The 25,851-nt window shown below is 40.7% G+C and carries 20 protein-coding genes and 1 pseudogene; 12 read left to right on the top strand and 9 right to left on the bottom strand.

The window, feature by feature from the left end:
• Nucleotides 1-237: 237 nt before the first annotated feature.
• Nucleotides 238-1,620 (bottom strand): chromosomal replication initiator protein DnaA, encoded by a 1,383-nt coding sequence (dnaA, locus tag V7K62_RS22630; RefSeq protein ID WP_334868040.1) that lies wholly within the window; start codon nt 1,618-1,620, stop codon nt 238-240.
• Nucleotides 1,621-1,784: 164 nt separating this feature from the next.
• Between dnaA and V7K62_RS22625 the strand changes: the two genes are divergently transcribed.
• Together V7K62_RS22625 and def are read left to right on the top strand one after the other, a co-directional pair.
• The gene (locus V7K62_RS22625) at nt 1,785-3,044 is read left to right on the top strand and encodes an HhoA/HhoB/HtrA family serine endopeptidase (protein ID WP_334868038.1); all 1,260 of its coding nucleotides are present in this window, start codon (nt 1,785-1,787) and stop codon (nt 3,042-3,044) included.
• A gap of 91 nt (nt 3,045-3,135) precedes the next feature.
• Nucleotides 3,136-3,666 (top strand): peptide deformylase, encoded by a 531-nt coding sequence (gene def, locus V7K62_RS22620; RefSeq protein ID WP_334868036.1) that lies wholly within the window; start codon nt 3,136-3,138, stop codon nt 3,664-3,666.
• A 312-nt stretch (nt 3,667-3,978) separates the two neighbouring features.
• Here the strand turns inward: def and V7K62_RS22615 are convergent, their stop codons facing one another.
• Entirely contained in the window at nt 3,979-5,670 is a 1,692-nt protein-coding gene (locus V7K62_RS22615) for an NAD-binding protein (RefSeq protein ID WP_334868034.1), read from the bottom strand.
• A 277-nt stretch (nt 5,671-5,947) separates the two neighbouring features.
• Here V7K62_RS22615 and V7K62_RS22610 point away from each other — a divergent pair, with 277 nt between their 5' ends.
• The 5 genes from V7K62_RS22610 to V7K62_RS22590 all read left to right on the top strand — a co-directional run bounded on the left by V7K62_RS22610 (nt 5,948) and on the right by V7K62_RS22590 (nt 12,215).
• Nucleotides 5,948-6,274 (top strand): site-specific integrase, encoded by a 327-nt coding sequence (locus V7K62_RS22610; protein ID WP_334868032.1) that lies wholly within the window; start codon nt 5,948-5,950, stop codon nt 6,272-6,274.
• A 609-nt stretch (nt 6,275-6,883) separates the two neighbouring features.
• Complete coding sequence (locus V7K62_RS22605; protein ID WP_334868030.1) at nt 6,884-8,794, top strand: tetratricopeptide repeat protein; 1,911 nt, start codon at nt 6,884-6,886, stop codon at nt 8,792-8,794.
• A gap of 38 nt (nt 8,795-8,832) precedes the next feature.
• On the top strand, nt 8,833-9,507 hold the full coding sequence (locus V7K62_RS22600; protein ID WP_334868028.1) for a vWA domain-containing protein: 675 nt from the start codon (nt 8,833-8,835) through the stop codon (nt 9,505-9,507).
• Between the two features lie 20 nt (nt 9,508-9,527).
• Nucleotides 9,528-10,859 (top strand): PP2C family serine/threonine-protein phosphatase, encoded by a 1,332-nt coding sequence (locus V7K62_RS22595; protein WP_334868027.1) that lies wholly within the window; start codon nt 9,528-9,530, stop codon nt 10,857-10,859.
• A gap of 42 nt (nt 10,860-10,901) precedes the next feature.
• Nucleotides 10,902-12,215, top strand: coding sequence for a helix-hairpin-helix domain-containing protein (locus tag V7K62_RS22590; protein ID WP_334868025.1), 1,314 nt, complete (start codon nt 10,902-10,904; stop codon nt 12,213-12,215).
• Between the two features lie 187 nt (nt 12,216-12,402).
• Here the strand turns inward: V7K62_RS22590 and V7K62_RS22585 are convergent, their stop codons facing one another.
• A complete protein-coding gene (locus tag V7K62_RS22585; protein WP_334868023.1) occupies nt 12,403-12,546 on the bottom strand; it encodes a hypothetical protein in 144 nt (47 codons plus the stop codon).
• Between the two features lie 3 nt (nt 12,547-12,549).
• Nucleotides 12,550-12,642 (bottom strand): annotated as a pseudogene (locus V7K62_RS22580) (S-layer homology domain-containing protein); the annotation flags it as partial.
• A 141-nt stretch (nt 12,643-12,783) separates the two neighbouring features.
• On the opposite strand from V7K62_RS22580, the gene V7K62_RS22575 reads away from it, so the two are divergent.
• Both V7K62_RS22575 and V7K62_RS22570 read left to right on the top strand, forming a co-directional pair.
• Nucleotides 12,784-13,884, top strand: a complete 1,101-nt coding sequence (locus V7K62_RS22575; RefSeq protein WP_334868021.1) for a D-alanine--D-alanine ligase family protein — start codon at nt 12,784-12,786, stop codon at nt 13,882-13,884.
• A 356-nt stretch (nt 13,885-14,240) separates the two neighbouring features.
• Nucleotides 14,241-14,735 (top strand): hypothetical protein, encoded by a 495-nt coding sequence (locus V7K62_RS22570; protein WP_334868019.1) that lies wholly within the window; start codon nt 14,241-14,243, stop codon nt 14,733-14,735.
• Nucleotides 14,736-15,891: 1,156 nt separating this feature from the next.
• Here V7K62_RS22570 and V7K62_RS22565 read toward each other — a convergent pair.
• The 3 genes from V7K62_RS22565 to V7K62_RS22555 form a co-directional block, all read right to left on the bottom strand.
• Nucleotides 15,892-16,824: an alpha/beta fold hydrolase gene (locus tag V7K62_RS22565; protein ID WP_334868017.1), complete on the bottom strand. Its 933-nt coding sequence runs from the start codon at nt 16,822-16,824 to the stop codon at nt 15,892-15,894.
• A gap of 19 nt (nt 16,825-16,843) precedes the next feature.
• Complete coding sequence (locus V7K62_RS22560; protein WP_334868016.1) at nt 16,844-17,350, bottom strand: DUF4112 domain-containing protein; 507 nt, start codon at nt 17,348-17,350, stop codon at nt 16,844-16,846.
• A gap of 87 nt (nt 17,351-17,437) precedes the next feature.
• Nucleotides 17,438-18,337, bottom strand: coding sequence for a YihY/virulence factor BrkB family protein (locus tag V7K62_RS22555; RefSeq protein ID WP_334868014.1), 900 nt, complete (start codon nt 18,335-18,337; stop codon nt 17,438-17,440).
• A 184-nt stretch (nt 18,338-18,521) separates the two neighbouring features.
• Between V7K62_RS22555 and V7K62_RS22550 the strand changes: the two genes are divergently transcribed.
• A complete protein-coding gene (locus V7K62_RS22550) occupies nt 18,522-18,983 on the top strand; it encodes a hypothetical protein (RefSeq protein ID WP_334868012.1) in 462 nt (153 codons plus the stop codon).
• Between the two features lie 94 nt (nt 18,984-19,077).
• Here the strand turns inward: V7K62_RS22550 and thrC are convergent, their stop codons facing one another.
• A complete protein-coding gene (thrC, locus tag V7K62_RS22545) occupies nt 19,078-20,169 on the bottom strand; it encodes a threonine synthase (protein WP_334868010.1) in 1,092 nt (363 codons plus the stop codon).
• A gap of 744 nt (nt 20,170-20,913) precedes the next feature.
• Here thrC and V7K62_RS22540 point away from each other — a divergent pair.
• Nucleotides 20,914-21,105 carry a hypothetical protein gene (locus V7K62_RS22540; RefSeq protein ID WP_334868008.1) on the top strand — a complete coding sequence of 64 codons (192 nt, stop codon included), beginning with the start codon at nt 20,914-20,916 and terminating at the stop codon, nt 21,103-21,105.
• 62 nt (nt 21,106-21,167) lie between these two features.
• Here the strand turns inward: V7K62_RS22540 and V7K62_RS22535 are convergent, their stop codons facing one another.
• On the bottom strand, nt 21,168-23,528 hold the full coding sequence (locus V7K62_RS22535) for a hypothetical protein (protein ID WP_334868006.1): 2,361 nt from the start codon (nt 23,526-23,528) through the stop codon (nt 21,168-21,170).
• Nucleotides 23,529-23,797: 269 nt separating this feature from the next.
• On the opposite strand from V7K62_RS22535, the gene V7K62_RS22530 reads away from it, so the two are divergent.
• The gene (locus tag V7K62_RS22530; RefSeq protein WP_334868083.1) at nt 23,798-25,465 is read left to right on the top strand and encodes an iron uptake porin; all 1,668 of its coding nucleotides are present in this window, start codon (nt 23,798-23,800) and stop codon (nt 25,463-25,465) included.
• Nucleotides 25,466-25,851: the final 386 nt, after the last annotated feature.

Raw genomic sequence — 25,851 nt, 5'->3', positions numbered from 1 at the left:
CCTGTGGAAAACTTGTGGAAAAACTCAGGCAATTTTCTACAAGGTAATTATACTTAATTAAGTTTTACTGGAAAAAATCAAGTTTTCCCCAGTTTTCCGCACAAAAAGTAATGTTTTTTCCATAATCTAAGTTAAATTTAATCAATTTTTATACATTACTTAATATTATCGACTAATTATTTAGCCGTCAAAACTCATAATTCAGACTGCTGCTTGTGGAAAACTTAAAATAAATCTTCACGATGGTTTTTGAGAACGGCTAGTCATATTGATGCGATCGCTCAGTTGGCGTAGTGTTTGTGCTAAAGTGCGATCGCTCTGCTGAAGTTGGGTAATTTTATCGCAACTGTAGATTACCGTTGTATGGTCTTTGCCACCAAACTCCTCACCAATTCTCGGCAAACTCAGAGACGTATGTTGGCGCATTAAATACATCCCTAATTGACGCGCCCAGCTAATCTCTCTTCGTCGCGAGTTACTTTTTAGGTCGTCTATTGAAACATCAAAATTATCCGCTACCACCTTTAAAATTGCTTCTGGGGTAGCTGCCATTTTTTCGTTAGGCGGTTCTAAAACTGGTGTGATATTTTCCACCGTCATCGGTAAGCCCCAAATAGAAATATAAGCCACCGCCCGAATTAAAGCTCCTTCTAATTCTCGAATATTAGAAGTATAGTTAGAAGCAATATACTCAATCACGTCGCGGGGAAGACAAATATTTTCATCTTCAGCTTTTTTCTGCAAAATTGCCATTCTAGTTTCTAAATCAGGCTTTTGAATATCTGCAATTAACCCCATAGAAAACCGAGAACAAAGACGTTCTTGTAAACTAGGAATCTGGTTAGGAGGACGGTCGGAAGCAATGACAACTTGTTTACCAGCTTCATGTAAAGTATTAAAAGTATAAAAGAATTCTTCTTGGGTGTATTCCTTCCCTTCAAGAAACTGAATATCATCAACTAATAAAAGATCAGCGGCTCGATAATGCTCTCGGAAACTCTGCATACTATCCTTGCGAATCGCTGTAATTAAATCATTCGTAAACTGCTCAGTAGAAACATAAAATATTTTACAATCAGGACAAATTTCATAGCGATAATGACCAATAGCTTGCATAAGATGAGTTTTACCTAAACCTACACCACCGCATAAAAATAAAGGATTAAACTCTTTACCTGGAGATTCTGCAACTGCCAAAGAAGCAGCATGAGCCATGCGATTGTTAGCACCAACTACAAATCGCGAAAAGACATATTTAGAGTTTAAGTCAGTAGTTTTATGATTGTGATTAGGAACAGCTTTGGAAATACTGCTGGGATTTGGTGATTCCCAAGAAACCTCTCGTTCACTAAAATGAGAAACTTCATCACCTTGAGCAACGGTAATGTAAATTCCTACGGGATGACCGAGAATATCTTGCACTACATGAGCAATAGTATTTATGTAATACTTCTGTAACCAATTACGAGCAAATGGGTTAGGAGTGCGGATAACCAAGCAATTATTTTCTAATCGCTCCGCACTAGCAGTTTTGATCCAAGTTTCAAAGGTAGGTCGGGATAGTTCAAGCTTTAGGCGCTCTAGTACCTGACTCCACAAACTTTCTATGGGAATTTCCATTATCCACCAGCTTTGCTGCTAATCGTCACAATAGAAGAGAAAGCACTAATTTAGCATTGAGACACGCTAGACCTAAAATAAGCTTTTAAGTTGTAATCATTTTGGGACATACCCAGTAGGCAAGATCCTAACACCCACTGACTGACACGGAGCAGCAACGACACATGAAGACAACAAACCATCACTCAGCGCCCAAAAAGATTAATACCAGGCGTTTGCCCCACAGATGGGGAGCAGATAATATTCTGGGGATGCTCTCAGGGGTAGCAGTGGTGTTCCTGGCGAGCTGCTCTCTTCTACCTGCTAAGACCTTTGAGACTCAACAAAGCGAGACTGAAGCTCAAAAGACAACACAACCTAATCCGGTAATTGTCCCCCCGCCGATTTTCTCTTCGTCTGGAGATCCTAATTTTGTGGTGAAAGTAGTGCAACAGGTGGGGCCTGCGGTAGTTCGCATTGATTCTTCCCGAACAATCACTTCTCGCGTACCAGACGAATTTAACAACGATCCATTTTTCCGGCGGTTTTTTGGAGACGCAACGCCACAGCCTAGACAACGCGTAGAGCGGGGTAGTGGCTCTGGATTTATTATTAATTCTTCAGGTCAAATTGTGACCAATTCCCATGTGGTAGACGGTGCTGATAGAGTGACTGTTACACTTAAAGATGGCCGGACTTTTGATGGTAAAGTTTTGGGTGAAGACCCGGTAACGGATGTGGCTGCGATCAAAATTGATGCGAATAATCTGCCAACTCTAGCTGTGGGTAACTCCGATGCTTTGCAACCAGGAGAGGCTGTAATTGCCATTGGTAATCCATTAGGCTTGAATAATACCGTTACTTCTGGAATTATTAGTGCTACAGGTCGTTCTAGTAGCGATATTGGTGCTAGTGACAAGCGTGTTGATTACATCCAAACGGATGCTGCGATTAACCCTGGCAATTCTGGTGGCCCATTGCTCAATGCTCGTGGTCAAGTGATTGCGATGAATACAGCGATTATTCGAGGCGCTCAAGGTTTGGGATTTGCTATCCCCATTAATACTGTGCAAAAAATTGCCCAGGAATTAATTGCTACAGGCAAGGTGGATCATCCTTATTTGGGTGTTCAGATGGTGACATTGACACCAGAAAATAAAGAAAGAATCAAAAATGTAGCTGGCGATCGCTTAAATCTTACAGCCGATGAGGGCGTTTTGCTGGTTGAGATTGTGCCGCGATCGCCTGCATCTGCGGCTGGACTACGAGTCGGTGATGTGATTAAAAGCATTAATCGCCAGCCTGTTACTAAAATTGAAGAAGTACAAAAGCTAGTAGAAAAGAGCAAAATCGGTACAAAGTTACCAATAGAAGTGGAACGCAATGGGCAAATTGTCCAAGTTGGAGTTCAACCTGCTCCTTTGCCCGTAAGACGTGAAGGATGATGTTTGTGATTTGTCATTTGTCATTTGAAAAACAACTGACATACTTCCCATTCTTTACTTCTCACTCCCCATTACCTAAAGGAGTTTTATCATGACTGAATTAGCGCCAATAATTCAATTAGGCAATCCAACATTGCGCCAAAAAGCTGCTTGGGTTGAGAATATTCAAGATGAACATGTCCAAAAATTAATTGAAGACTTAATCGCCACTGTTGCTAAGGCTAACGGTGTGGGAATTGCTGCGCCTCAAGTTGCACAATCCTATCGTTTATTTATTGTGGCTTCCCGTCCTAATGACAGGTATCCCAACGCCCCGCAAATGGAACCTACTGCGATGATTAATCCTAAAATCATTGCCCATTCAACTGAAGTTGTCAAAGATTGGGAAGGTTGTTTAAGTGTTCCAGGAATTAGAGGGTTAGTTCCTCGATATAAAGCTATTGAAGTGGAATACACTGACTCTCAAGGCAACTTACAAAAGCAAGAATTAACCGATTTTATCGCTCGGATTTTTCAACACGAGTACGATCATCTCGACGGTATCGTATTTGTTGATCGCCTAGAGAACACTCTCGATATGATTACTGAGCAGGAATATCAGCAACGAGTAGTTAACAAATAAATGGGAGTGGGGAGTGGTGTATGGCAATCTTGAATAATTTGTGAGAAACAAGATCCCCGACAACTTTTACGAAGTCGGGGATCTGCCTGACAATTCAGATCATGTGGAAAAGCTAACGATTAACCTAACCCCCTAACCCCCTTCCCGATGCGGGAAGAGGGAAAATTTAAAGTCTCTCTCCTTTTAGAAGAGAGAAATAGAAGTGAGGTTTTCCAGATGTTGTAAAAAGTCAGGGGAATATGCGGGTTGCAATGATCACAAATTAAATAGGATTGCTATAGTTCAATTAATTGAAAAAGCGCTGCGATCGCATTAAGTGTGTGTTTCACAAACCAGTTCGTCCCGCCATAATTGATATAGCCGCGTTGCTGGCATCGTCATATATAAAACATCACCAGCACTGAGGTGAGTTTCTAGTAAATCCCAGCCATGAAGAGTTTGGTGATTAGTTTCTACATACAAAGGTACACAGTCAGCGGACATGGCTACATCTTTCACCCACTGACCACAAAAGGCGTGTGAAGGTGTAATTACAGTGGCAAAAGCCACCCAAAGACTATCGGCTGTAATGCCATTGCCGAGGATGCGTCCCCCTAGTGCAGCAGCAGCAAAAGCTGGGGCTGCTAGTTCAGCCGGACTCAGTACGGCCTCGAAGCCAAATAGTTGCTGCGCTATGCCAGCAAAATCGGGATCGGCATAATGAACAATCACCGGAATGCTGGGTGTCAAGCCTTTAGCTTTAAGGGCAATTTCCAGATTAGTAGCATCATTGCTAGTAACAGCAAGCACTGCGGCGGCAGATTCTATATTGCTGGCTTTGAGTATTGTGCGGAAGCTGGCATCGCCCTGAATTACGGGAATACCGAGTTCGCGGGCGGTGTTGATATATTTGTTGTTGGAGTCGGGTTCAACTACTACAACTTCATGTCCGCTGGCGTGGAGTTGCTGGACAATTCTCACCCCAATACCACTCAAGCCACAGACAATGTAGTGATATCGCTGGGGAATTCGGGCTGCATCCCAAAATTGCTTAAAGCGGCTTCCTAAGACAAAATCGGTGAGCATTGCATACCAAATACCAATCACCACTGCTCCAACCAGCATCATCACAACGGTAAATAACTTAATACTGTTAGGAGCATTTTCTACTACTTTATCATTACCACCTGCTCCAGTAATCATGCCTACAGAAAAATATAGAGCATCGACAGGAGACAAACTCAACTCAGTGGACATATAGGTGAATGTCGCGATCGCAATAACCGCCAATAGTGCAATAGCACCCACCACTACCGATCGCCCGTGTTGCTGAAACTGCTTAAGATTAGTTATGACTTTCAGCAGTTTTCTAATCAATGATCTCCGGGGAGAACGGATACGGGGTTGTGTACCAATAATTAAGCGATCGCCTACTTGGATCTCTTGTCTAGATATGACAGCTGATACCAAATCCATCTCACCTTTGACTGGCAAGTAATAAATCAGCATCCGCGATCGATCTTCCCACAATTCACTCAGCTTTCGACCCTTCCACAAGTGGTTTTCATCGATGTATTCTTCGTGAATTGGCCAAGTTTGCTGAAATAATTTGATTTGTCCGATCGCTCGGTTTCCCAGCGCTGCAAAGGTGAATACGGGTGCTGCTAATCCCACAACACTCATACTCAAGTGGTCTGGCAAACTTTGATCTAGGCGCTCCCCCAAATTTGTATTATAAAAACGGTTGATAATCCGAATCTGGGGATTCAGCACCCGCGCTTGCATCATAATAGACAAATTCAGAGCATCTTTAGAACCAGCGATTACTAAAGTGTGTGCCTGTTGAATTCCTGCTGCTGTTAGGGTAGCAGCTGCTTGTAAATCTCCAACAATCACATCTCCTGCTGTTTCGTCAGGGATAGATTGGTGATGAATACCAACAACGAAGGCTCCCTGGTGTCTCAGCAGACGAAAGGTTTTATATCCGGTACGTCCTAAGCCACAAACAATAATTCTGGGTTTCATGAAACGGCAGCATCTTTTACATGTAGGGCTGCATTTCTAGTTATTCATCAATATTGTTGCCCACTTTCCTGGGATATAACTGTAGCTGACAACACGATTGTTTCAATTTGATAAAGAGGATTATCAGCCAACCAAAAAACAAGGGTTGTAGCGATTTAGATTGATAAGTTGGATTTGATTGCTTGAGATTGCTTTTGTGTCCTCAACGAAGATACAATACTTTTGGTCAGTAATTCCACGTTATCGGTATAACGTGTAATCCTCTTTGCTAGCAAAAATGAAAGTAGATGGCAATGGACAAGGCAAGATATTAACCCAAGACGAATTAAGGCGATTGTTCACAGAAGGATTCCTTACCCGCCGCGATCGCGCTCTGTTTGGCATGTGCCTGTTTACCGCTTGTCGCGTGTCAGAAGCGTTGGCTCTCAACATGACTGATATGAAGTCTGGAACCATTACTTTTCGGAAGTCTACCACCAAAGGCAAGCATAAAACTCGGATTGTGGACATCCCACCAGTTTTAGATCATGAGTTTTCGTCGATATTTCTTTGCTTTATTTTTCTTTATGAATACGCCTTGACGTATTATGATAAATTAATGTAGTGTTTACTTCATAAATCAGAAATTCTACTGAATTATCGAGCGAAAATTGAGATGTCAAACTCAACTTAGGAGTTTTGCAAAAATAACTTTAATACTTAGAGGATGTTTTAAAAGGGTCTTTTACTTTCATGATCAGCACACCGAAGCATCTCAGTACATGGCTGAAACCTTGTTTTTTCGTTGTAGTTGCTCCAAGTCAGAACCACAAAATTATACCTTCTGGGACTTTTAAAACATCCTCTAAGTGCATAAAACTAAAGTTTTCGCTTGAAAGGTTTTTAAATTATTTTTGTTAAGTTATTCTGCTCTCATTTCAGTGCCTTAGAGGATGTTTTAAAAGGTCTTTTGCTTTCATAGTTAGCACCGTGAAATATCTCAGTACATAGCTATAACTTTTATTTTTCGTTGCACTTAACTCAGTGCATAACAGTAAAATTATACCTTCTGGGACTTTTAAAACATCCTCTAAGAGAGGAATGATGTAAATATTACGACAATGCATCACAAAAATTTATGTTTTCACTACTTGTTTTTCAGTGAATACACTGATATTTTTAAATGCCAGTGCTAAAAATTTACTTACCTTAGTTATCAGCAGGATATAGATATATGGTGGAACCAGTAACAACATTGGCATTGCTAGGTGCAATAGCACCTATAGCTCAATCATTTATAGCTATAGTACCTGACCTCATCCAAGTAATTTCTGAAAGAAATAGAGCGTCTAAACAATTACCAAACTCAAATATAGATGAAGAACGTCAAAACATTCAGCAAGAACTTCAAGAATTGAGACAGAGCTTACAACAAGAGCAAATCAAGCAACAAGACCAGCTTGAGATTGGAAGCCAAGAAGCTCAAAGAGAGCTATTTAAGCAGCAAAAACAGATGGAGCAGCAATTAGCTATTTACAATCGTCAAACACAATTAAAAATTGCAGATTATCAACGACAAACTGCATTACAGTTACCCGAAGTTCAAAAAATATTTGATAACTGGCCTTTGACTATTGTCCCCTCACAGATTTTGAATGAACGTAGAGATAATTCCCTAATTCCCATCCGAATTTTCCTCTCGCCTCCTAAACTTTCTAAAGTCTTATTTAAAAAAGATGGCGATTTTTCTGAGGGATTTCCAGAAATTAAACTAAAATTGGAGCAAGGATTATCAGAGTTTTTGGATAAATACTATCCTTTACAAGATAAATTAAGACCTACAGAGTTTTTAGGTGGAGCTTGGGATAGTAACCGTGCTCGAAGAGAAGCTAGCATTAAAGCACTATTTGGAATGTTAAAATCTGAGCCAAGCTTAATTTTAGAATCAGAAATTATTAATAATGAAATTGTTTTACGTTTTGGCTACTGGGGTATAGGACAAGATAATTATTCTTATCAATCTATTAGCAAACTACCTTATCGAGAAATAATGTATGATTTTGCTAAAGGTCGTGCCTTGAAATGGAAAGAAGATAGAACGAAGCTTTTGAATTTAGGACGTACTTTAGAGGAAATAAGTAAGATAGGAGGAGAAAAAGATTTTAATTTAAATATATTAGAGGAAGAAGAAAACTTAAAGAATAATGGTATAGAAACTAAAGATTTACCTATTCACCATAGTTACAAAGTAAATAACGAAGATTTTGAAGATTTTTGTCAGATTCTAGTTATATGTCACTGTCTTGTAGCAGGATGGATTATAGATGCTCATTATCTTATTCATTATGATGTGCCTCCATTGTTGCCCAAGTTACTATCAGAATTATTAACTGATGATATCCATAATCCACAGGTTTTGCAACCCTTGCTACAAGGAATTGTTACAGGCTACAGAATGCTTTACGCTTCTCTTTTAAACGAGAGACCTTCTTGGATGCCAGAACTGTCTTTGGACTTAGCTAAAAGTTTGATAAGCTTACCTGAAAAATCATGGGCACGAGAGCAGATATATTTTTCAGTTAAATCTTGGTTGAAGTTACATCAGGAATCTTCACAAGAAGGAATAGATGCTTTGAAAGAAATGAAGTCTTTTTTAACAGTTGGAGATTCTAAATATTTTGAAGCTATTAAAGATTGTTTTAATTTAATTGGTGACTCTAAAGAAAAGCAGGAAATACTTAATATTGATTGGGCAATGAGCCGAAAAAAGAAAGAGTCCGAAGCCTACTACAGAAAGGGTATTGAAAAAGGTGAGAAAAAAAGATATGTAGAGGCAATTGCGGAATTTAGCCAAGCTATTTATCTCAACCCCTACTTTACTGAATGCTACTTTAGTAGAGGGTTTACTCATACTCAAATGGGGAATCATACTGAGGCAATCAAAGACTACACTCAAGTTATCCATTTTAATCCTAACGTTAGTGATGCATACGTAAATCGAGGTAATGCCCATTATAGAATGGGAGATTATGAAGCAGCTATTAGAGATTATGATAGCGCTCTTCAACTTAATCCTGCTATTACAGAGGTATCTAAATATCGGAATCTAGCAATCAATCAAATAACTGTTGAAAAGATGCAATAATTAGTAATTATTAAATAAGTAAAAATGGAGGATTTATTATGGCAGTTGGACAACCGGAGTTTCCAGAATTTGTGAATAATCCTGAACCTAGATGCCCAGTAATACTTTTGCTGGATACATCTGGTTCTATGAAAGGTAAGCCAATTGAAGAATTGAATAAGGGTATCGAAGTTTTTAAGCGTGAAATTCAACAAGATCCGATAGCAGCGCTTCGGGTAGAAGTAGCTATTATTACGTTTGGTCCAGTTCACTTAGCTCAAGATTTTATAACTATTGATGATTTTATTTCTCCTGTTCTCACCGCAAATAATACAACTCCAATGGGTGAGGCTATTGAGTATGCAATGAATTTGTTAGAAGACCGCAAAGAGACTTATAGAAATAATGGAATGCAGTATTATCAGCCTTGGGTTTTTTTAATTACTGATGGTGCTCCTGACCTTGATTCACCTTGGCAAAGAGCATCACAGCTAGTTAGACGAAGTGACAGTGAAAAGAAACTCTCTTTCTTTACAGTTGGAGTAGAGGGTGCAGACATGAATATTTTGAAACAAATTGCTCCACCTATCCGCCCGCCTTTGATGCTGAAAGGATTAGATTTCCAGTCTATGTTTGTTTGGCTAAGTCAATCGATGACTCGAGTTTCTAGTGGCAAGGTAGGTGGTGGAATGACTGACTTGCCACCTGTGGGATGGGGTCAAATATCTAGTTAGCTAAGTAAGGAGAATATATTATGGGATGGAAAGCCTTAGTTCGTGTTTCTCGTGGAGTGAGCCATATTAAGCAGGATATTCCCATCCAAGATAGTGGAGGTTATATTTGCTTTGAAGACATTATTATTGGTGTAGTCTCAGATGGAGCAGGTAGTGCCAAGTTTTCTGAGACTGGCTCTAAGCTAGCAGTTAGAGTAGCACTAATATCTTTAAAAGAGTGGCTTAAATCTAAGAAAAATAAGGGTCAAATATGCTTTAATTCCCAAGAAGAAGCTGTAAGCCTCTTTAACTCTACTTTAAAAAAAGTTGTGAATCAATTAAATACACAAGCGCAAGAAAATGATTGTGAATTAAATGATTTTGCCTGTACACTATTGCTTTTCTTAGCTGCTCCAGATTGGATTGCTGCTATGCAGATAGGTGACGGATTTATTGTGGTAAAAGCACCTATGCAAGAGTACACTTTGCTCTTTAAACCAGATAAGGGAGAATTTGCTAACGAGACAACATTTGTCACATCGAATAATGCTGAAGAGAATGTACAAATTGAGTGGATATGTAATTTTTATCCAGAGTTTATTTGTGCGTCAACTGATGGGCTTGAAAGGCTAGCAATTCGTTTAAGTGATTGGAAACCTTCCGAAGCTTTCTTTCTCCCTTTGGAAAATTATCTGAAGACTACAAAAAAATTAGAGGAAAAGGGAGGATACGTTCAAGATTTTCTAGATTCTGAACAACTCAATGCCCGGACTGATGATGATAAAACTCTACTTTTATGTCTGCATAACACCAGTTTTCCCACAATTGATGCCGCATGGATACCAAATCCAAAAGCGATATCTATGTCTAAACACTCATTATCACCGGATTCTAATTTACCGATAAAACCAAAGTCTTCATTTTCATTAGCATATAAAGTTGTTTTAGCTGGAATTACTATATTATCGATATTGATTTTATTTATAATAATAAAATTATTAGTAGACAGATATCAAATTAATCCACAATTCTCTAAAAAATTTGAAAAAGCACTACTTACCGAATCAGATTATCCAAAATTTACTTTACCTAAAGATCAGCTACCTCAAGAACAGAAAAAACTCTTTTCAGAAAAGGAAATAAAAAGTAATTCAAAAAAATATCTTGATAATAGACATATTCTGAAATTAGTAAATGAGGAATTTAAGGATATTCCTAAAAAAGAACCTAAAGAAATCAGAATTTTGGCTGAGAAAAATAATAGGATTATAGCTATAGTTAATATTGAAAATGATCAGTATTGTATTGAATTATCTAAAGAAGATGATAACTGGAAAATTTCCAGTGTAGGAAAACGGCTGTTACCTATTTAGTAATTATTTTTAAAATACTAACAATTAAAAGGTGTAGCTTATATGACTAATGTCTATGACAGTCAAAAGAGAAGAATTTCTCTTGAAAGAAAAATTGGAGGTGGTGGAGAAGGTAGTATTTGGAAGACTAACATTGGTGAATATGTAGCAAAAATCTATAATTCACCTGATCAGATGCGGTTGAGAAAGTTGGAAGTGATGATTGCAAATCCACCTGACAATCCTACAAAAGATCTGAACCATGTTGCGATCGCTTGGCCTACAGACTTACTAAAAGATGAAAGAGGAAACTTTAAAGGTTTTCTTATGGCAGATATTCAGAATAGTAAGGAACTAGTTCATATCTATAGTCCAAGGATTCGTAACAAGCAATACCCTGATTTTAATTGGAAGTACATACACACAACAGCAAAAAATATTGCTTGGATTATTCATATAATTCATCAAAAAGGCTATGTTGTGGGAGATCTGAAGCCACAAAATCTTTTAGTAAATAGTCGATCTCTTGTTTCTATTGTTGACACTGATTCGTTTCAAGTAACAGATCCGAAAAACAACACACTTTACCGTTGTTCTGTTGGCTCTGAGGGCTTAACTCCACCTGAACTTATAGATCAAGAATTAGAAAAGTTGGTTCAAACTAAAGCTAATGACCGCTTTAGGCTAGCCATAATTATTCACTTGTTACTTTTTGGTCAGCATCCTTTTGAAGGAATGTGGGTAGGCACAGGAGAACCGCCTAGCCAAGATAAACTGATTCATCTTGGTTTCTGGCCTTATGGTCAAAACAGTTTGATACAGAAAAGTCCTCGCACGATTTCTCTTGATGTTGTACATCCTAGAATAAAGGATAATTTTCTTAAATGTTTCAATGATGGACATTCAAACCCCACTAAGCGTCCATCTGCTGAGGATTGGTATGATGCCTTAGAGATTGCGTTTAAAGATTTAAAACCTTGCAGTAAACTGCCTAAAAACCATTTTTATAGCCAGACTTCGGTTTTAGCAGGAAAAGAGTGTTACTGGTGTAATCGAGCAAAAACTCTTAAAGCTGATATTTTTGTTTCAACAGTTAAGGCTTCTCAACCGACATCCACTCAACCGACATCCACTCAACCGACATCCACTCAACCGACATCCACTCAACCGACATCCACTCAACCGACATCCACTCAACCGACATCCACTCAGCCTAAAAACTCCAACTTGCTGGGTTGTTTCCTCGGGATTTTTGCCATTATTGCGATCATAGTGGTCTGTGCTATGTTTTTTGGTTGTTCGTTACCGTTTAGTAAAGATTCAAATACTGAACGTGGAGATCGTAGCAATTTATCTCATCAAAATAATTTGCCTTAAGATGTCAGTTAAGTAATTAAGATTGACGAGGCTGAAATCTTTATAAATAGAACTTGTGAACCAGGGGTCATTCCTGACACACCAAAGTACGATTACTTTGGTCAATCAGTTAAAATACTCAAAACCTTCTTAATAAACATGATAATCGTGCGTGGGGAGAGGGGGAGGAGGCAAGCGACGCTCACCTTTATTTTGTCTGATACGCTTCGGCGATGGCTTTAGCATCTGCCCAGTGATTAGCGGTCACATCTGTAAAGGTGATAGCAGGGCGAGATGATGGCTGTTTCGGTAAGGCTATGCAAATAATCGCCGCAAATTTATCATGAGTCACAGGTGCATTGGGACGAAAAGTCCCGTCTAGATAACCTTTGAATATATTTTGCTTGGCTGCTGCGAGGATAGATGCTTTGTCCCAATGGTTTTGAATATCTGAAAAAATTTTGACACCTCAAATAGTAGAGTTTTTTCTAACCAGGGTTTGAACAGGCAATAAAATAATATAGAAAAATATGGCAACTTTTGTAGGTTGTGATACGCTATCTGCTTGAGAAGTGTAGAGGAACCGAAAATGACTAAGCTGCGCGTGGGGTTACTGTTTGGCGGTCGTTCGGGAGAACATGAAGTTTCGATCAACTCAGCCCGGGCGATCGCTAAAGCCTTGAGTGCAGAGCAAAATGCTAGTAAGTACGAAATACTGCCTTTTTACATCCAAAAAGATGGCCGCTGGCTTGCGGGAGAAGCACCCCAAAAGGTTTTAGAAAGCGGTAGTCCGCTTCTGGAATCGGAAGAATCAACATCTGTTGGAAATCTGACATCCAACCCTCAAGCCCAAAGCCTAAGTAAGTGGCAATCTCCCTCTCAAGTTGCCCAAGTGGATGTCTGGTTTCCTATTCTCCACGGCCCCAACGGTGAAGACGGGACAATTCAAGGGTTACTAACTTTGATGCAAGTCCCCTTTGTTGGTTCTGGGGTGTTAGGTTCGGCAATGGGGATGGATAAAATTGCCATGAAAATAGCTTTTGAGCAAGCGGGACTAGCACAGGTAAAATATAAGGCGATCACGAGAGCGCAGGTTTGGTCTAATCCTTGCGTATTTCCGAAGCTGTGTGATGAAATTGAGGCTGCATTAGGTTATCCTGCTTTTGTCAAACCTGCTAATTTGGGTTCATCAGTGGGTATTGCCAAAGTGCGATCGCGCCCAGAATTAGAAGCCGCTTTAGATAATGCTGCCAGTTACGATCGCCGACTAGTTGTAGAAGCTGGTGTGGTAGCTAGAGAAGTCGAGTGTGCCGTTTTGGGTAACGATCAACCCCAAGCCTCTGTCATTGGAGAGATTACTTATGACAGCGATTTTTATGATTATGAAACTAAATATACTGAGGGTCGGGCAGATTTACTGATACCGGCACCAATTCCAGATGCGATCGCCCGTCAAATTCAGGACATAGCTTTGCAAGCTTTTGCAGCTGTTGACGCTGCTGGGTTAGCAAGGGTAGATTTTTTCTATGTGGAAGCGACACAAGAAGTTTTTATTAACGAAATCAATACGTTGCCAGGCTTTACAGCAACAAGTATGTATCCTCAACTCTGGGCCCATAGTGGAGTCCCCTTTCCAGAATTAGTTGATCGGTTAATTCAACTTGCTCTTGAAAGGCATTCTCCTAGCTGACAGAGAAAATAAGCGAACTGATTTCAGATTATTACGGCAAAAAGTCACAATAAATACAGAACTTTGGCAAAAGTTAGCCAGATTTGGTAGTATCTGTTTTACAAAAAAGCTACTTAAATCTGAACTTTGTTACGGATACCTGATGCTTGACTCCTCCAGTACAATTTATTGACTAGAGGGGTACAAATCTGAAAGTAATCATGGAAAAAAGTCAGAGTGTACAGCGCGAGCGAACCCATTTAAAAAGGGCTACTCCAGAGCTGACAAACAGGAAATCGAGACTAAAAAACAGCTCGAACGTTCTGATATATCTGGTTGGACATCATCCTTGGCTATTGTTGACTGGGTGTTTAGCCATGTTTTTGGGAGGTGGTGCCTTTGCCTTATATAGCTTAGGTAACGCCGGGCCGATGGCACAAGAAGAACCAGAAAAAATCCCAGTTATAGTTGAAGAACCAATCAATCCGCCCTCTGAGAGTAGTAATCCTACACCTTTATGGATGGTGGCTGCGATCGTCCTCAGCTGTGGTGGTGGTTCCTTGCTCATTTTCCGAATGCTTAACCGCACAAAGCAACCGCAAAAAGTCCAAAAACAGGTTAATCGCCATCAGGTACGCTTGGCACAGAACCATTACCAAAAATTGGAACCACATCTTCCTAAGAACCAGCCAATTTTTGTGCCACAGCCACAACTGATGCCCGTTATGCAGATGCCACTTAAAACAAAACATCTGGTGACGGTTCTACCAGCAGAACACAAGCACCACCTGGATACGCGCACAGAACCTTTAGCAGACTTGATGGATCTTCGTAAAAATAGTTCATTGTCTGCAATTTTACGCCAGTATTAATACTACTGTAAAGTAAAATCACGTTAAATTAACACTTTTTGCCAATTAGCTTGGCTTAGATTCCCGACTTCCCTAAAAAGTCGGGAATCTTGTTATGTACGAATGATTTATTGCTATATAACGTTTCCCATTCAGATGCGGTACAACATTTATCACGGGGTGTAGGGGCACTGCCCATTGGTGTCAACTTAAGCTTAAACTCCTTTAAAATCTCGTTTCTAGCCTCTGGCTGGAAATGCTGCTCCTGGCGGCAGAGCCGCCAGCAAGAGAGGCGGAGCCTCAAGGACGAGCATTCCCAGTCGGAGACTGGGAACGAGGCAATCTAAAAGTTAGTTCTAGACTTGCTTTCACGTTAAGTTGACACCAATGGGCACTGCCGTGCCCCTACGGGTGTACCTCACGCAAACGAGAAGCGCTATATAACGGTTCTCGCTTGAGTGAGATACAAGAACCCCACCCCCAACCCCCTAAGAGCAAGCGATGAGGGGACTATAATGTACCTGATATGATTAGGAAACGCTATATAACGGTTTAACTGCTTTTAAAAAGTTAGATATGAGCAATTAGGAAATTTAAAAACCTGCCAAAATGGCAACCAGTTTTTGATTAACCAAGTTAAATTGTATGAAGATAAACGACTTCAAGGGTTTGATTACCCTGGGCTACCACGAAAGCAAATTCCTTTTGCAAAACACTATTTAGTAAGTGATTTACAAACAAAAAAAGCTATCTCTACCAATTATTTGCAGAGTATTTATCTCAGTAAATAAATATCAATAATTAAATTTGGCATTTGCTGCAACAGGAATATTAAATGCGTGCGGGCGTTCTTGTTGAAGTACGCATTAGCCCCCAAATAACGGGCAACGTCTGTATACATTCCTGTTCACTTCAGCAGCAAATGGCAGAGTGGGAGTTTGAAAGCTGACTGATATGCTTCCTTCCACTCTCTTTTTTATTTATATTCCTAATTCGTAATGACGCTGCGCGTAGCTTGCTTCTCTGTAAGAGTACGATTACTCGCTAACGTAATTCGTAATACTCGCCTCCAGCGAGAAGCAAGCTACGTAATTCGTAATTATTGGCGAAACACTCGCACGTCATTGTGAGGTATTTCGGCATATTTGGGATGTTATTATCAAAATACGAATTGTCTTTAAAAGTTAGTATCTTGTAAAAACTTAAGAATCACTGTATTCAGCACCTCAAAAGCACCAGTTGAGGCATCATGACAGCAGTTAGGCAAAATCTGTAATTTGGAATTGGGGATATGCTGATGCAACTTTTCACCATGACTAGCAGGAAACCAGCTATCTTGCTCACCCCACAAAACTAGTGTAGGACACTTAATTGCACTCAGATTATTTTGAATTTGGGTGAGCATATTTGGCTTATTTGCTTGCCAATTCTCAATTTCTCGCGCTGCTATTTGTAATTCTTCAGCAACTTTTGCGATCGTACCAGGCAATTCAGTAAACGGGTAAGTTATCCAATAAATATCTTCCTGCGTCAAGATTGAGGGATCGAATAATACCCCACGTCTTTCTATTGCCATAACTTCTCTAAATAAAGGTGCAAACAAATATGCCAGACGTAAAGAATCAATTGTCTGCATTACTTCTAGGGGCGTTTGGGCAAGTAACCACATAGACCAATGGGGTAGATGTTCGGCAAAAACAGGTACGTTTACTACTACCAGCCGCCCGATTAACTGGGGATTTTCTTGAGCAAGAGCAAGGGCAACTAATCCCCCCAGAGATTCTGCCACAATCACTGCGGGTTCATCACATAATGCCTGAATAACTCTTTGAAACTCAATAACTTGATGACCATTGTCTTCTCTACGAGACAATGGTTTTTCGGAAAAACCAAAACCTTTGGCATCAAAACAAATTACTCGGTAATATTTAGATAATGGTGCTATACAGTGACGCCAATTATAGCTCCAACTTCCCATGCCATGTAATAAAATGAGCGGTTTACCTCTACCTTTTTCGCCATAAGCAATTTGTACAGGATATCCTTTAGCATCAGTAATAACTAGACTTTGCCGCCCTTTGGGAAAAGTAGCTTGCCACCAATCTTTCATTCTTTTATCAATAAACAATTTAACCGCCTGTAAAGGCGCTCCACAGGATTCTAATTAGGATCACGGGCAACGCTACTAAGACAATAGAGATTAGCAACAATCCAGCTAAAACGGCAAAGATAAACCACTTGTCTGCACTCTTTTGCTCGCTGGGAAACTTTAAGTACTCTTCTAATAGCTTGATATTATTGGTGTTAGCTCTCCAGGCAAAATCAAAAAAGTCTCCCAAAACTGGGACAGCGCCTACCAAACCATCAATGATCACATTCAAAACCATTTTCCCTAAAGTCGCTCTAGATACACCCAGTCGCGCTGCTTCTAGGATGATGTAGCTAGAAAACATGACTCCCAAAAAATCACCACCAATCGGTATGAGTCCTAAAATTGGATCTAGACCAAAACCAATTTTTGTGCCAGGAATGGTAATAACATTATCCAGCAGCCGACTTAACTGACGCAGGCGCTTCAATGTGGGTGCTTTGGCATCAGGTTCAATCATTGAAAATCGAGGAGGAGAATCAGACATAAAAGCGATCGCTAATTTTGTATTGAATCGTTAGATATTCTACTCCCCTACTGAGCTTTTGCAATAATTTTCTCAGGGATTTACGAATTAATATTTTTCTTTCGATTGCGGCTGCGCTTTTAAGCGCATGTCTTCGCCGACAGTCACGTTCAACTGATCGCCGATTAACAGAACAGCAGCGCTCATTGACAGCCAGAGCATTAAAACTATCACAGCCCCTACAGCACCATATACTTTATTATAATTGCCAAAATTCGCCACATACAACCGAAATAGGGCAGATAATATTGCCCAAAAAACAGCTGCTAAAATTGCTCCAGGCATCATTGGCGTGCCTGAGTTCCATTTGCTTGGGCCATAGCGATAGACAAAGCCAAAGGCGACAGCAACAATACTCAAAGCTAAAGGCCAGCGTAACAGCTGCCAAAGATGCAACAAGAAGCTCAAAGAACCATTTCCGTGTACTAATATTCGCAACAGCCAGTCACTGGTAAACACTAAGAAAGAAGCCAATACTAAAAGCAACATAGTACCGACTGTTAATCCCAGAGAGACAAGCTTGGCTTTCCAAAAGGGGCGTATATTTTTTGAGGGAATTTGATGGATTTGATCGAGGGCTGTCATAGCGGTACTTACCGCCCCAGAAGCAGTCCAAATTGCTAATACAAAGCTTAGAGAAAACAAACCGCTATTTTTGGAGTTGGTAATTTCTGTGGTGGCAAAATTACGAATCAGATCCAGGGCTTCTTCAGGTAAGACTTGACTTAGTTGCACCGCCAGTTGTCTAAAGGTGTTTTGTAAAGATTCTGCCAATAAGCCAATAGCTGTGATAATGGCAAGAATTGCTGGAAACAGGGATAGTATGGCATTGAAGGCGATTTCCGAGGCGAGTCCCAAAAGTCGCCTTTCGATTGTCCTAGAAAAAGTTTTTTTGAGCGTGCGCCAATTGAGGTGGCGAAAGAAGCGAAAAAAACGAGTATTTGGCATGATGTTAGAGTTAAAACTGGTTGCGTTTGTTAACTACTGTGCCAAATTTTGCGTAGCGATCGCATCTATCTTTTTACCGCAAGAATACTGAGTGGGGCAGCAAGGGGAGAGTTTCTAACTAATGACTCTTGACTAATGAGCGTTGACTAATGACCATTGACTAATGACTAATGACTATTAATCTATGAATCAAGATTTAACACAACAGTGGTTGACAGAAATCCAGGTAATCAAAGAGCAGATGGCAGGGCTGCAAAATGATCGCGATACTGCTTGGGAAAGTGCCCAAAAATGGCGTCAGCTTTACAACACAGAAGCAGAACAACGCCGCACAGATACCCAACTGTCCCAACAGACGATCGCATCCCTCAAAGCAGAACTGCATAAACTTCAAGGTTTTGAAGTAGACACACTGACTGCTGGGACACCAGTCGCGATTCAAGAAGAAATAGAACAACTAAAATCTGTGGAAGACTTGCAAGCTAAACTCATCGCCGTGATTAAAGAACGCGATCGCCTCTTGCAAGCTTTAAAAACTGAGCAAGACAACCACGCCCAAAGCCGCAATAGCCTGACTACTGCCTTGGGTGATGCTATTGATAGCTTGACACGCGAACGAGCAGTGGCAGGGGAAAAAGGGGGGTAAGGAGTAAGAATTTTAGATTTTAGATTTGGGATTTTAGATTGAAATTTAATCCCAAATCTAAAATCCAAAATCCAAAATTGAATTGCCCAATGCCCTAAAATCCCATTGCCTGAGCTACTGCGCCCAGTTCCGCCGCGATACCCTGTTGAAATTTACTGTGATTGTGTTTAATGGCTGTATCCGGGTCTTTGAGACCATTGCCTGTGAGTACACAAACCACTGTCGCTCCTGTGGGAATTTGGTCTTTCACCTGCAACAACCCAGCGATAGAAGCGGCGCTAGCAGGTTCGCAGAAGATTCCTTCTGATGCTGCCAAAAGTCGATAAGCGTCGAGAATTTCTGTATCGGTAACGGCGTGGAAATTTCCCTGACTGGCGGTTTGGGCCGCGATCGCTAAATCCCAACTAGCAGGGTTGCCAATGCGAATTGCTGTCGCGAGGGTTTCGGGATGCGCCACTGGCTGACCGTGTACTAAGGGGGCGGCTCCTGCGGCTTGGAATCCCATCATTCTGGGTAAGCGATCGCACTTTCTGGCTTGATGATATTGACAAAAACCCATCCAATATGCTGTGATATTTCCCGCATTGCCCACGGGAATACACAACCAGTCTGGTGCATCACCCAACGCATCGACAATTTCAAAGGCTGCTGTTTTCTGTCCTTCTAGGCGGTAGGGATTGACCGAATTCACCAAAGTGATCGGATAGCTTTCGGCCATCTTGCGGACAATTTCTAGGGCTTGGTCAAAATTACCTTTAATTGATAATACTTCTGCCCCATACAGTAAAGCTTGAGCTAACTTGCCCAGCGCCACATAACCGTCGGGAATCAGTACAAAGGCATCCATGCCCCCACGCTTGGCATAGGCGGCGGCGGCGGCTGAGGTATTGCCCGTGCTGGCACAAATTACTGCTTTTGCCCCTGCTTCCTTGGCCTTGGAAATTGCCATAGTCATCCCCCGATCTTTGAAGCTGCCGGTGGGATTGAGACCGTCGTATTTTACAAAAACCTGTACTTGTCTACCAATGCGTTCTGCGATCGCTGGCACTGGTATTAGAGGTGTATTACCCTCCAATAGAGTGACAATCGGTGTTTTTTCGCTAACAGGCAAGTATTCACGATAGGCTTCTATCAGTCCGGGCCAGGGTTGGCGATGAGATGTAGCAACAGACAGGCTCAAAGTCACGGGATTTAAAATTTCTTATATTTTATTTAGAATGTGAGTTTATCATAACCGCCACAGTGACCTTCGGTTCAACAAATTAGCTTGGGTGATGCTGACAAAGTGAAAAATGATAAGCAAAATAATTGCGACTAACGCTTTCAAGGTGACTCGTAAAATCTCTTTTTTTCTCTCTGCGTCGCGCCAGTTGCTTCTCCTGTCAAAGACGCTGCGCGAACAAGTCTCTTAACCGCAAGGGCGCACTGGCTTCTCTGTGCCTCTGCGGTTTAAAAGTAATTTATTTAACCAGATTGACGCAGAGAACACAGACTAAAGAGATTAAAGAGGAATTTTTTGACCAAAAATTTTACCCACCTTGAAAGGGCTAGTTTTAATAATATATGGGACTTACATGAACACTGCTGAGTGCTTCGCCCTACGTTTTTTCATAAATTTAGCGTAATTCTTGATATGGTCTACATATAATTTCTTGCGTAAATTCCCTAAATCAGCGATAATAATTATTACAATCATAATTGACAAGCTATCAATTAAGTACTGCATAAGTACGGTCGAGTCGAAGTCAGCTTTACACACTTGGGGCGATGTTTTCTTTGGAACACAGCCCTTATGATCACCGTCTCTTATGATTGAACCTAAAAGCCATTAGAGTAATTGATTGAAAATATATAATAATTTAATAAAGCTTAAAAAAGCATTATTATAATATTTCTAATGGTGTGAGTTAAATTGTGGATTTAATTAGCAATGCCTATTTGTTTATCTAGTGTTTCCGATCGCGATTCCCAGACTAGCTGGGTCAGTAAGTTAACCAAGTCTTACTATCAAGACGATCAGCAAGCTAAATTGATGCATTTGCAAGCAGAGGTAGACTCTCTGTTGCAGCAGTTGGAAAACCTGAAGCACCAACGTCTAGCCGAAACTAACCAAAAAGAATAAGTCAGTCTTGTCGATAGCTTTAGCTTTTCCCCTCTTTAATTTAAATTTGAGTCAGGGGCGTGCTATTCAAAGCGTTGATTTTTTTCTGACCAGCGTCTCAAACTGTAGTTATGAGCATTTTCTACCAATAAAGCTAAGGATTGCACCCCTGAAAGCTTGGCGATCGCCGAGAGTTTTTGTAAGTAATTTCCTGTAAAATCAGTGTAAATAACTTCATTGCTATCAGACAAAATTATCGTCCGGTCACGGCGTTGCTCTGTGTTCCCCCCCTGAATTCCAGGTGTCGGCTGATTCAAAGATGCTATTGCTTCTGGTGAGATAGTCAGTATTATTTCTGGTTGAGCGTTATTTGTTAAATCAATCACTTGAACGGGCCAATCACCCAACTTTTCCTGCATCTGCTCAAAGCTAGGAATAGCACCAGCCGGAACTTCACCAGATTGCTGTAAAGATTGCCACAGACTCGATAGCATTACCTTCACCGCTTGGGGATTTTGTTGATGCAGTTCTCGTAGAGTAATGGGAGATGGTTGCACCCATTCCAGTGCTGCATTGGTCAGGGCTAAAGGTTTGGGTTGAAGAACATCGTTTTGATTATCTGGAATTTTTGGCCCAGCAGCTAACAGGCGTAAAACTTTATCCCGTAGTTGCACCGCTTTGATAGCGGCTATAGTAATTTTTTGTTCTCCATTTGGCAACCAGACCACAATTTGGATTTCCGGGTCAGAAGTGATTCCCAAAGTTTTCCAGAAAAATTTCGCCGCGTCAGTTTTCGGTGGGTTGAAATTCTCAAAGGGGAAATTCAGCCAGCGTTTCCCGTCATTAAATGCACTCACCTCCACCTGATACCAAACTTGGTTATCTGTGAGTTTCAAATCTGCTGGGGAATTTGGTTGCAGCCACTCGGTGTTGGTAACTTGAGTAATTGGTTGCACCGTACCAACAATCTGACTAAGGTGAGTAGAGGATATTTGCGACTTTGTACCTTCACCATTGAGTCTTGCCAACAGACCTTGAATATAGGCAAGATTCTCTTTTGTAACTTTTGGTTGCGCCTTTAACCAAGAATTAGCATGTCCTTCTCCTTGCTGAACTGCTAAAATCAAGGCAAACCAAGCTTGCACCTCTAGTCTATTTGGGTTCACCCGCAACGCCGCGGCTGTGCGATTCCACAACCGTTTTTCATCAGCTTTGAGTAGAGTCGCAATTTCTTGGGCATTATGTGACGACGCTTCAAACACCTGTAAAGCTTTCTCCCAGCGACCATCAATCAAATCTGCCAACACTTCTTGACTAGGACTTGCCCAAATTTTCTGGGCTTGAGTTTTAGTAAGTTGGGAATGCAAGCGAATCAAATCCATTTGCGCTTGCGCCGCCTCTGGTAAAATTCCTTTGCGCTGTTTCTTGATGAATTTCAACCATTCAAAGGCTGGTGTCCACAATCCACTACGGGCAATTGACAGGGCATTTTCGTATCCAGAATCCTTGAAGACTGATGATTTGAGGGTAATCGCCTCCAATTGAATTGGTTTGAGGAATAACTTCAGAGGTTTGACTTGGTAAACCTGTAAGTGCGGTTCTAAACCTACTGTTTCATCGATAACTAACTCTTTTGTACCATCACCAGTTACCTGCTGCCATTTGGGTAATTGTCCATTAGGACTAGTCCAAGACAACATTTGTAGTAAATTCGTGCGTTCTGGATTGTAGTATACGACGTAACCGTAGCGGATCGCACCAGTTCCTTGTTGGCGTTTACCCCGCAAATCAAACCAAACCCCTGGTGATGGTGTCCCACCTTCAAAGCGTTGCACTTCAGTTAAAGGTAGAGGAATGCTGATATCCTGGGGTTCTGATGTCCCATCAAGCAAAGAAGAAATCACAAAGGATTCATCTGGGCCAGTTACAGGTAATTGAGTCGTTAGATAGTAATAATTTTCTGACTGAGATTTAAACTCTAACTCTTGTGATAGCTCGTAAACCCTGAGTTCCACCAGTTCTTCACAATCAGATTGACAATTAGCACGTTGTTGAAAAACTGGTAGTAAAAATGAGGTTTTCACATCTTCATGTAAAGGCAGAGTTTTCCCAAATATTTGGTTTTTTTTACTCAAATCGAGTTGGATTTGTTTGAGGGTTTGGGGGCGTTCGTGCTTACCAAGGGGGATTTGTGCCCATGCAGGTAAAATTTTATTTAGCCAGCTTACTTGATCTGGATTGAAGATGAAGAGAACACTAATCCAGGCAAAAGCTATAACTAGACTAGCACTACTTAACAGAATTGCGATCGCTAGCATTGACGACAACCAACTTCCCCGTTTTAGCTTTTTCTGGGGTTTTTTAGCGACACGTTTCATCGCACCAGCAGGAGGTTTATTTAGTTTCGAGGCTTTTGGCGTGAGCTTGCGTGAGCGATTTGCCATAGATTAGGGATTAGAGATTGGAGATTGGGGATTGAGAAAACTCTTTCCTAGTACCCAGTACCTAGTCCCCAGTCCCCAATACCCAATACCCTGTTATACTCGCCCTTTCAGAAGTTGCCCAGAAGCGTTAAGTCTAATTTGGGACAAAATCCGTAAATGTCCCCATGTAAACGTTATATGATCGCGAATACACTCTTCACTTAAGTATGTGAGCCGAGTGTAAAAAGTTGAAAGCTATACTTATTAGCCGCAGTCATTGCCAAACCTGGATGCTCGCATGGTTACTAATTGCGGGAGTGAATGGAGTTGCACAAAAAGCACTAGCACAAGAGTACATAAATACACGAACTACTCAAGAGTCAGGAGTTAAGAGCGATAATATTATTCCCTCATCTCCCTCCCTCTCTCCAGAAGAACCGATGGCGCAAGTTACATCGGTATCTCAACTCAAGGATGTACAACCTAACGATTGGGCATTCCAAGCACTACAGTCTTTAGTAGAACGCTATGGTTGTATAGCCGGCTATCCAGATAGCAGCTATCGTGGTAATCGCGCCTTAACTCGGTATGAATTTGCTGCGGGTGTGAATGCTTGTTTAGATAGAGTCAACGAATTAATCACTACAGCTACCAGTGATTTAGTCACTCGCGAAGATTTAGCAATATTACAAAAATTGCAGTCAGAATTTGCCCCTGAATTAGCAACTTTGCGGGGTCGTGTCGATAATTTAGAAGCCAGAACCGCCGAAATCAAAGCCAACCAATTCTCAACAACAACCAAACTCAGTGGACTATTAATAGTTGGCATTCAAGGACGGACTAACAATCGTGGTGATGTTAATCCTAGAGATGGACAAAAAGATACAGATGATGCAGGAACAAACATTAATGTTATATCCCTGGCGCAACTATATTTAACTAGTCAAATCACTCCCAGTAGTTACTTGTTTACAGGTCTTATAGATGGGAAAGGTACTACTGTGCCTAGATTTACCAATAGTGTTTCTCGGAATGATGTTTTACTTGGCTACGAATTTCCTACAGACAACTTGATTGTAAGTGACCTCAATTTTCATTGGCTGGTGACAGATAAATTAGCAGTAATGGTGGGAACAGAAGGCGTAAGTATGCCAGCCGCTTTCCGAGGCCCCAATCGGGTAGAAAGTGCTGCAACAGGGCCATTATCTTATTTTGCCCAAAGAAACCCAATTTTAAATATGGGATACGGTCACGGCGGTATAGCTATTGATTGGCAATTTGCTAAACGCGCTAGTTTGCAGGCAATTTATACTAGTTATCAACCAGGAAATCCCGATAAAAGTAGCGGTTTGTTTGATGGAACCACCACTACAGGTGTGCAATTACTGCTGACCCCAACCGATACTCTAGATTTAAGTTTGTATTACGTTAACAATTACGCTTCAGATGGTTGTTTGCTAACCTTTGTTGGCGATGAATGCTTAACTACAGTTAATACCACTACCGGGAAATCAGCACCCCTGCAAACTAACGCCGTGGGCGCGACTCTCACTTGGCAAATTTCTCCTCGCATTACCGCAGGTGCGTGGGGTGGTTATACTAAATCTTATATTCCTGGGCAATCGGGAAATGTAGAAACGACAAATTATATGGTGTTTCTCAATTTCCCTGATTTATTTGCTAAAGGAAATTTAGGGGGAATTTATGTCGGTCAACCCCCTAAAATCACTAGTAGCGACTTACCTGTAGGGAATAATGTCCCTGATTTTATCAATACAGGTTTAGGACGTGCTGGTGGACAACCAGGAACGACAACTCAAATTGAGGCATTTTATCGTTTACAGCTAACAGATAATATCAGTATTACACCAGGGATAATTCATCTTATACAGCCTGGTAACACACCAGATAGTGACTCAGTTACCATTGGTATTCTGCGGAGTACTTTTACTTTCTAATTCTGCTTACAAATAAATTAGCACAAATAAAACTCAATAGTTTGTAAGGCTAGCAAATAATATGAACAACAAGAATGGTAGTTGAGCTTACTCTTAATGTTTTAATCATTTGCAATCTGCTGTATATCACAGTTTGATTGTAAGTTAATGCCAAAATGCTAAATAATCAGCAATAAAAAAAGACGGGGTTTAGCCCGTCCTCTGTATAATAAGTAAAAACATCTTGGTAATTTCTGCAATATATCAAGATACTCTAATCACAATCTGCCAAATTGCCAAATACTTACCCATAAAATACAAATATTGATTTCTCTGTAATTGGATATTTTTATCAGCTATAAATTTTACCACTAGCACAAATTAATAGTTACTCGAAGTAGATAGTT

The organism is Nostoc sp. (assembly GCF_036917935.1).
Taxonomy (GTDB): Bacteria; Cyanobacteriota; Cyanobacteriia; order Cyanobacteriales; family Nostocaceae; genus Nostoc.
This window is presented reverse-complemented; position numbering and strand designations above follow the sequence as displayed.

What these genes read in the sequence shown, in the direction of transcription:
- dnaA (WP_334868040.1), bottom strand. Translation starts at nt 1,620, where the DNA reads ATGGAAATTCCCATAGAAAGTTTGTGGAGTCAGGTACTAGAGCGCCTA.
- V7K62_RS22625 (WP_334868038.1), top strand. Translation starts at nt 1,785, where the DNA reads ATGAAGACAACAAACCATCACTCAGCGCCCAAAAAGATTAATACCAGG.
- def (WP_334868036.1), top strand. Translation starts at nt 3,136, where the DNA reads ATGACTGAATTAGCGCCAATAATTCAATTAGGCAATCCAACATTGCGC.
- V7K62_RS22615 (WP_334868034.1), bottom strand. Translation starts at nt 5,670, where the DNA reads ATGAAACCCAGAATTATTGTTTGTGGCTTAGGACGTACCGGATATAAA.
- V7K62_RS22610 (WP_334868032.1), top strand. Translation starts at nt 5,948, where the DNA reads ATGAAAGTAGATGGCAATGGACAAGGCAAGATATTAACCCAAGACGAA.
- V7K62_RS22605 (WP_334868030.1), top strand. Translation starts at nt 6,884, where the DNA reads ATGGTGGAACCAGTAACAACATTGGCATTGCTAGGTGCAATAGCACCT.
- V7K62_RS22600 (WP_334868028.1), top strand. Translation starts at nt 8,833, where the DNA reads ATGGCAGTTGGACAACCGGAGTTTCCAGAATTTGTGAATAATCCTGAA.
- V7K62_RS22595 (WP_334868027.1), top strand. Translation starts at nt 9,528, where the DNA reads ATGGGATGGAAAGCCTTAGTTCGTGTTTCTCGTGGAGTGAGCCATATT.
- V7K62_RS22590 (WP_334868025.1), top strand. Translation starts at nt 10,902, where the DNA reads ATGACTAATGTCTATGACAGTCAAAAGAGAAGAATTTCTCTTGAAAGA.
- V7K62_RS22575 (WP_334868021.1), top strand. Translation starts at nt 12,784, where the DNA reads ATGACTAAGCTGCGCGTGGGGTTACTGTTTGGCGGTCGTTCGGGAGAA.
- V7K62_RS22570 (WP_334868019.1), top strand. Translation starts at nt 14,241, where the DNA reads ATGTTTTTGGGAGGTGGTGCCTTTGCCTTATATAGCTTAGGTAACGCC.
- V7K62_RS22565 (WP_334868017.1), bottom strand. Translation starts at nt 16,824, where the DNA reads ATGAAAGATTGGTGGCAAGCTACTTTTCCCAAAGGGCGGCAAAGTCTA.
- V7K62_RS22560 (WP_334868016.1), bottom strand. Translation starts at nt 17,350, where the DNA reads ATGTCTGATTCTCCTCCTCGATTTTCAATGATTGAACCTGATGCCAAA.
- V7K62_RS22555 (WP_334868014.1), bottom strand. Translation starts at nt 18,337, where the DNA reads ATGCCAAATACTCGTTTTTTTCGCTTCTTTCGCCACCTCAATTGGCGC.
- V7K62_RS22550 (WP_334868012.1), top strand. Translation starts at nt 18,522, where the DNA reads ATGAATCAAGATTTAACACAACAGTGGTTGACAGAAATCCAGGTAATC.
- V7K62_RS22540 (WP_334868008.1), top strand. Translation starts at nt 20,914, where the DNA reads ATGCCTATTTGTTTATCTAGTGTTTCCGATCGCGATTCCCAGACTAGC.
- V7K62_RS22535 (WP_334868006.1), bottom strand. Translation starts at nt 23,528, where the DNA reads ATGGCAAATCGCTCACGCAAGCTCACGCCAAAAGCCTCGAAACTAAAT.
- V7K62_RS22530 (WP_334868083.1), top strand. Translation starts at nt 23,798, where the DNA reads ATGCTCGCATGGTTACTAATTGCGGGAGTGAATGGAGTTGCACAAAAA.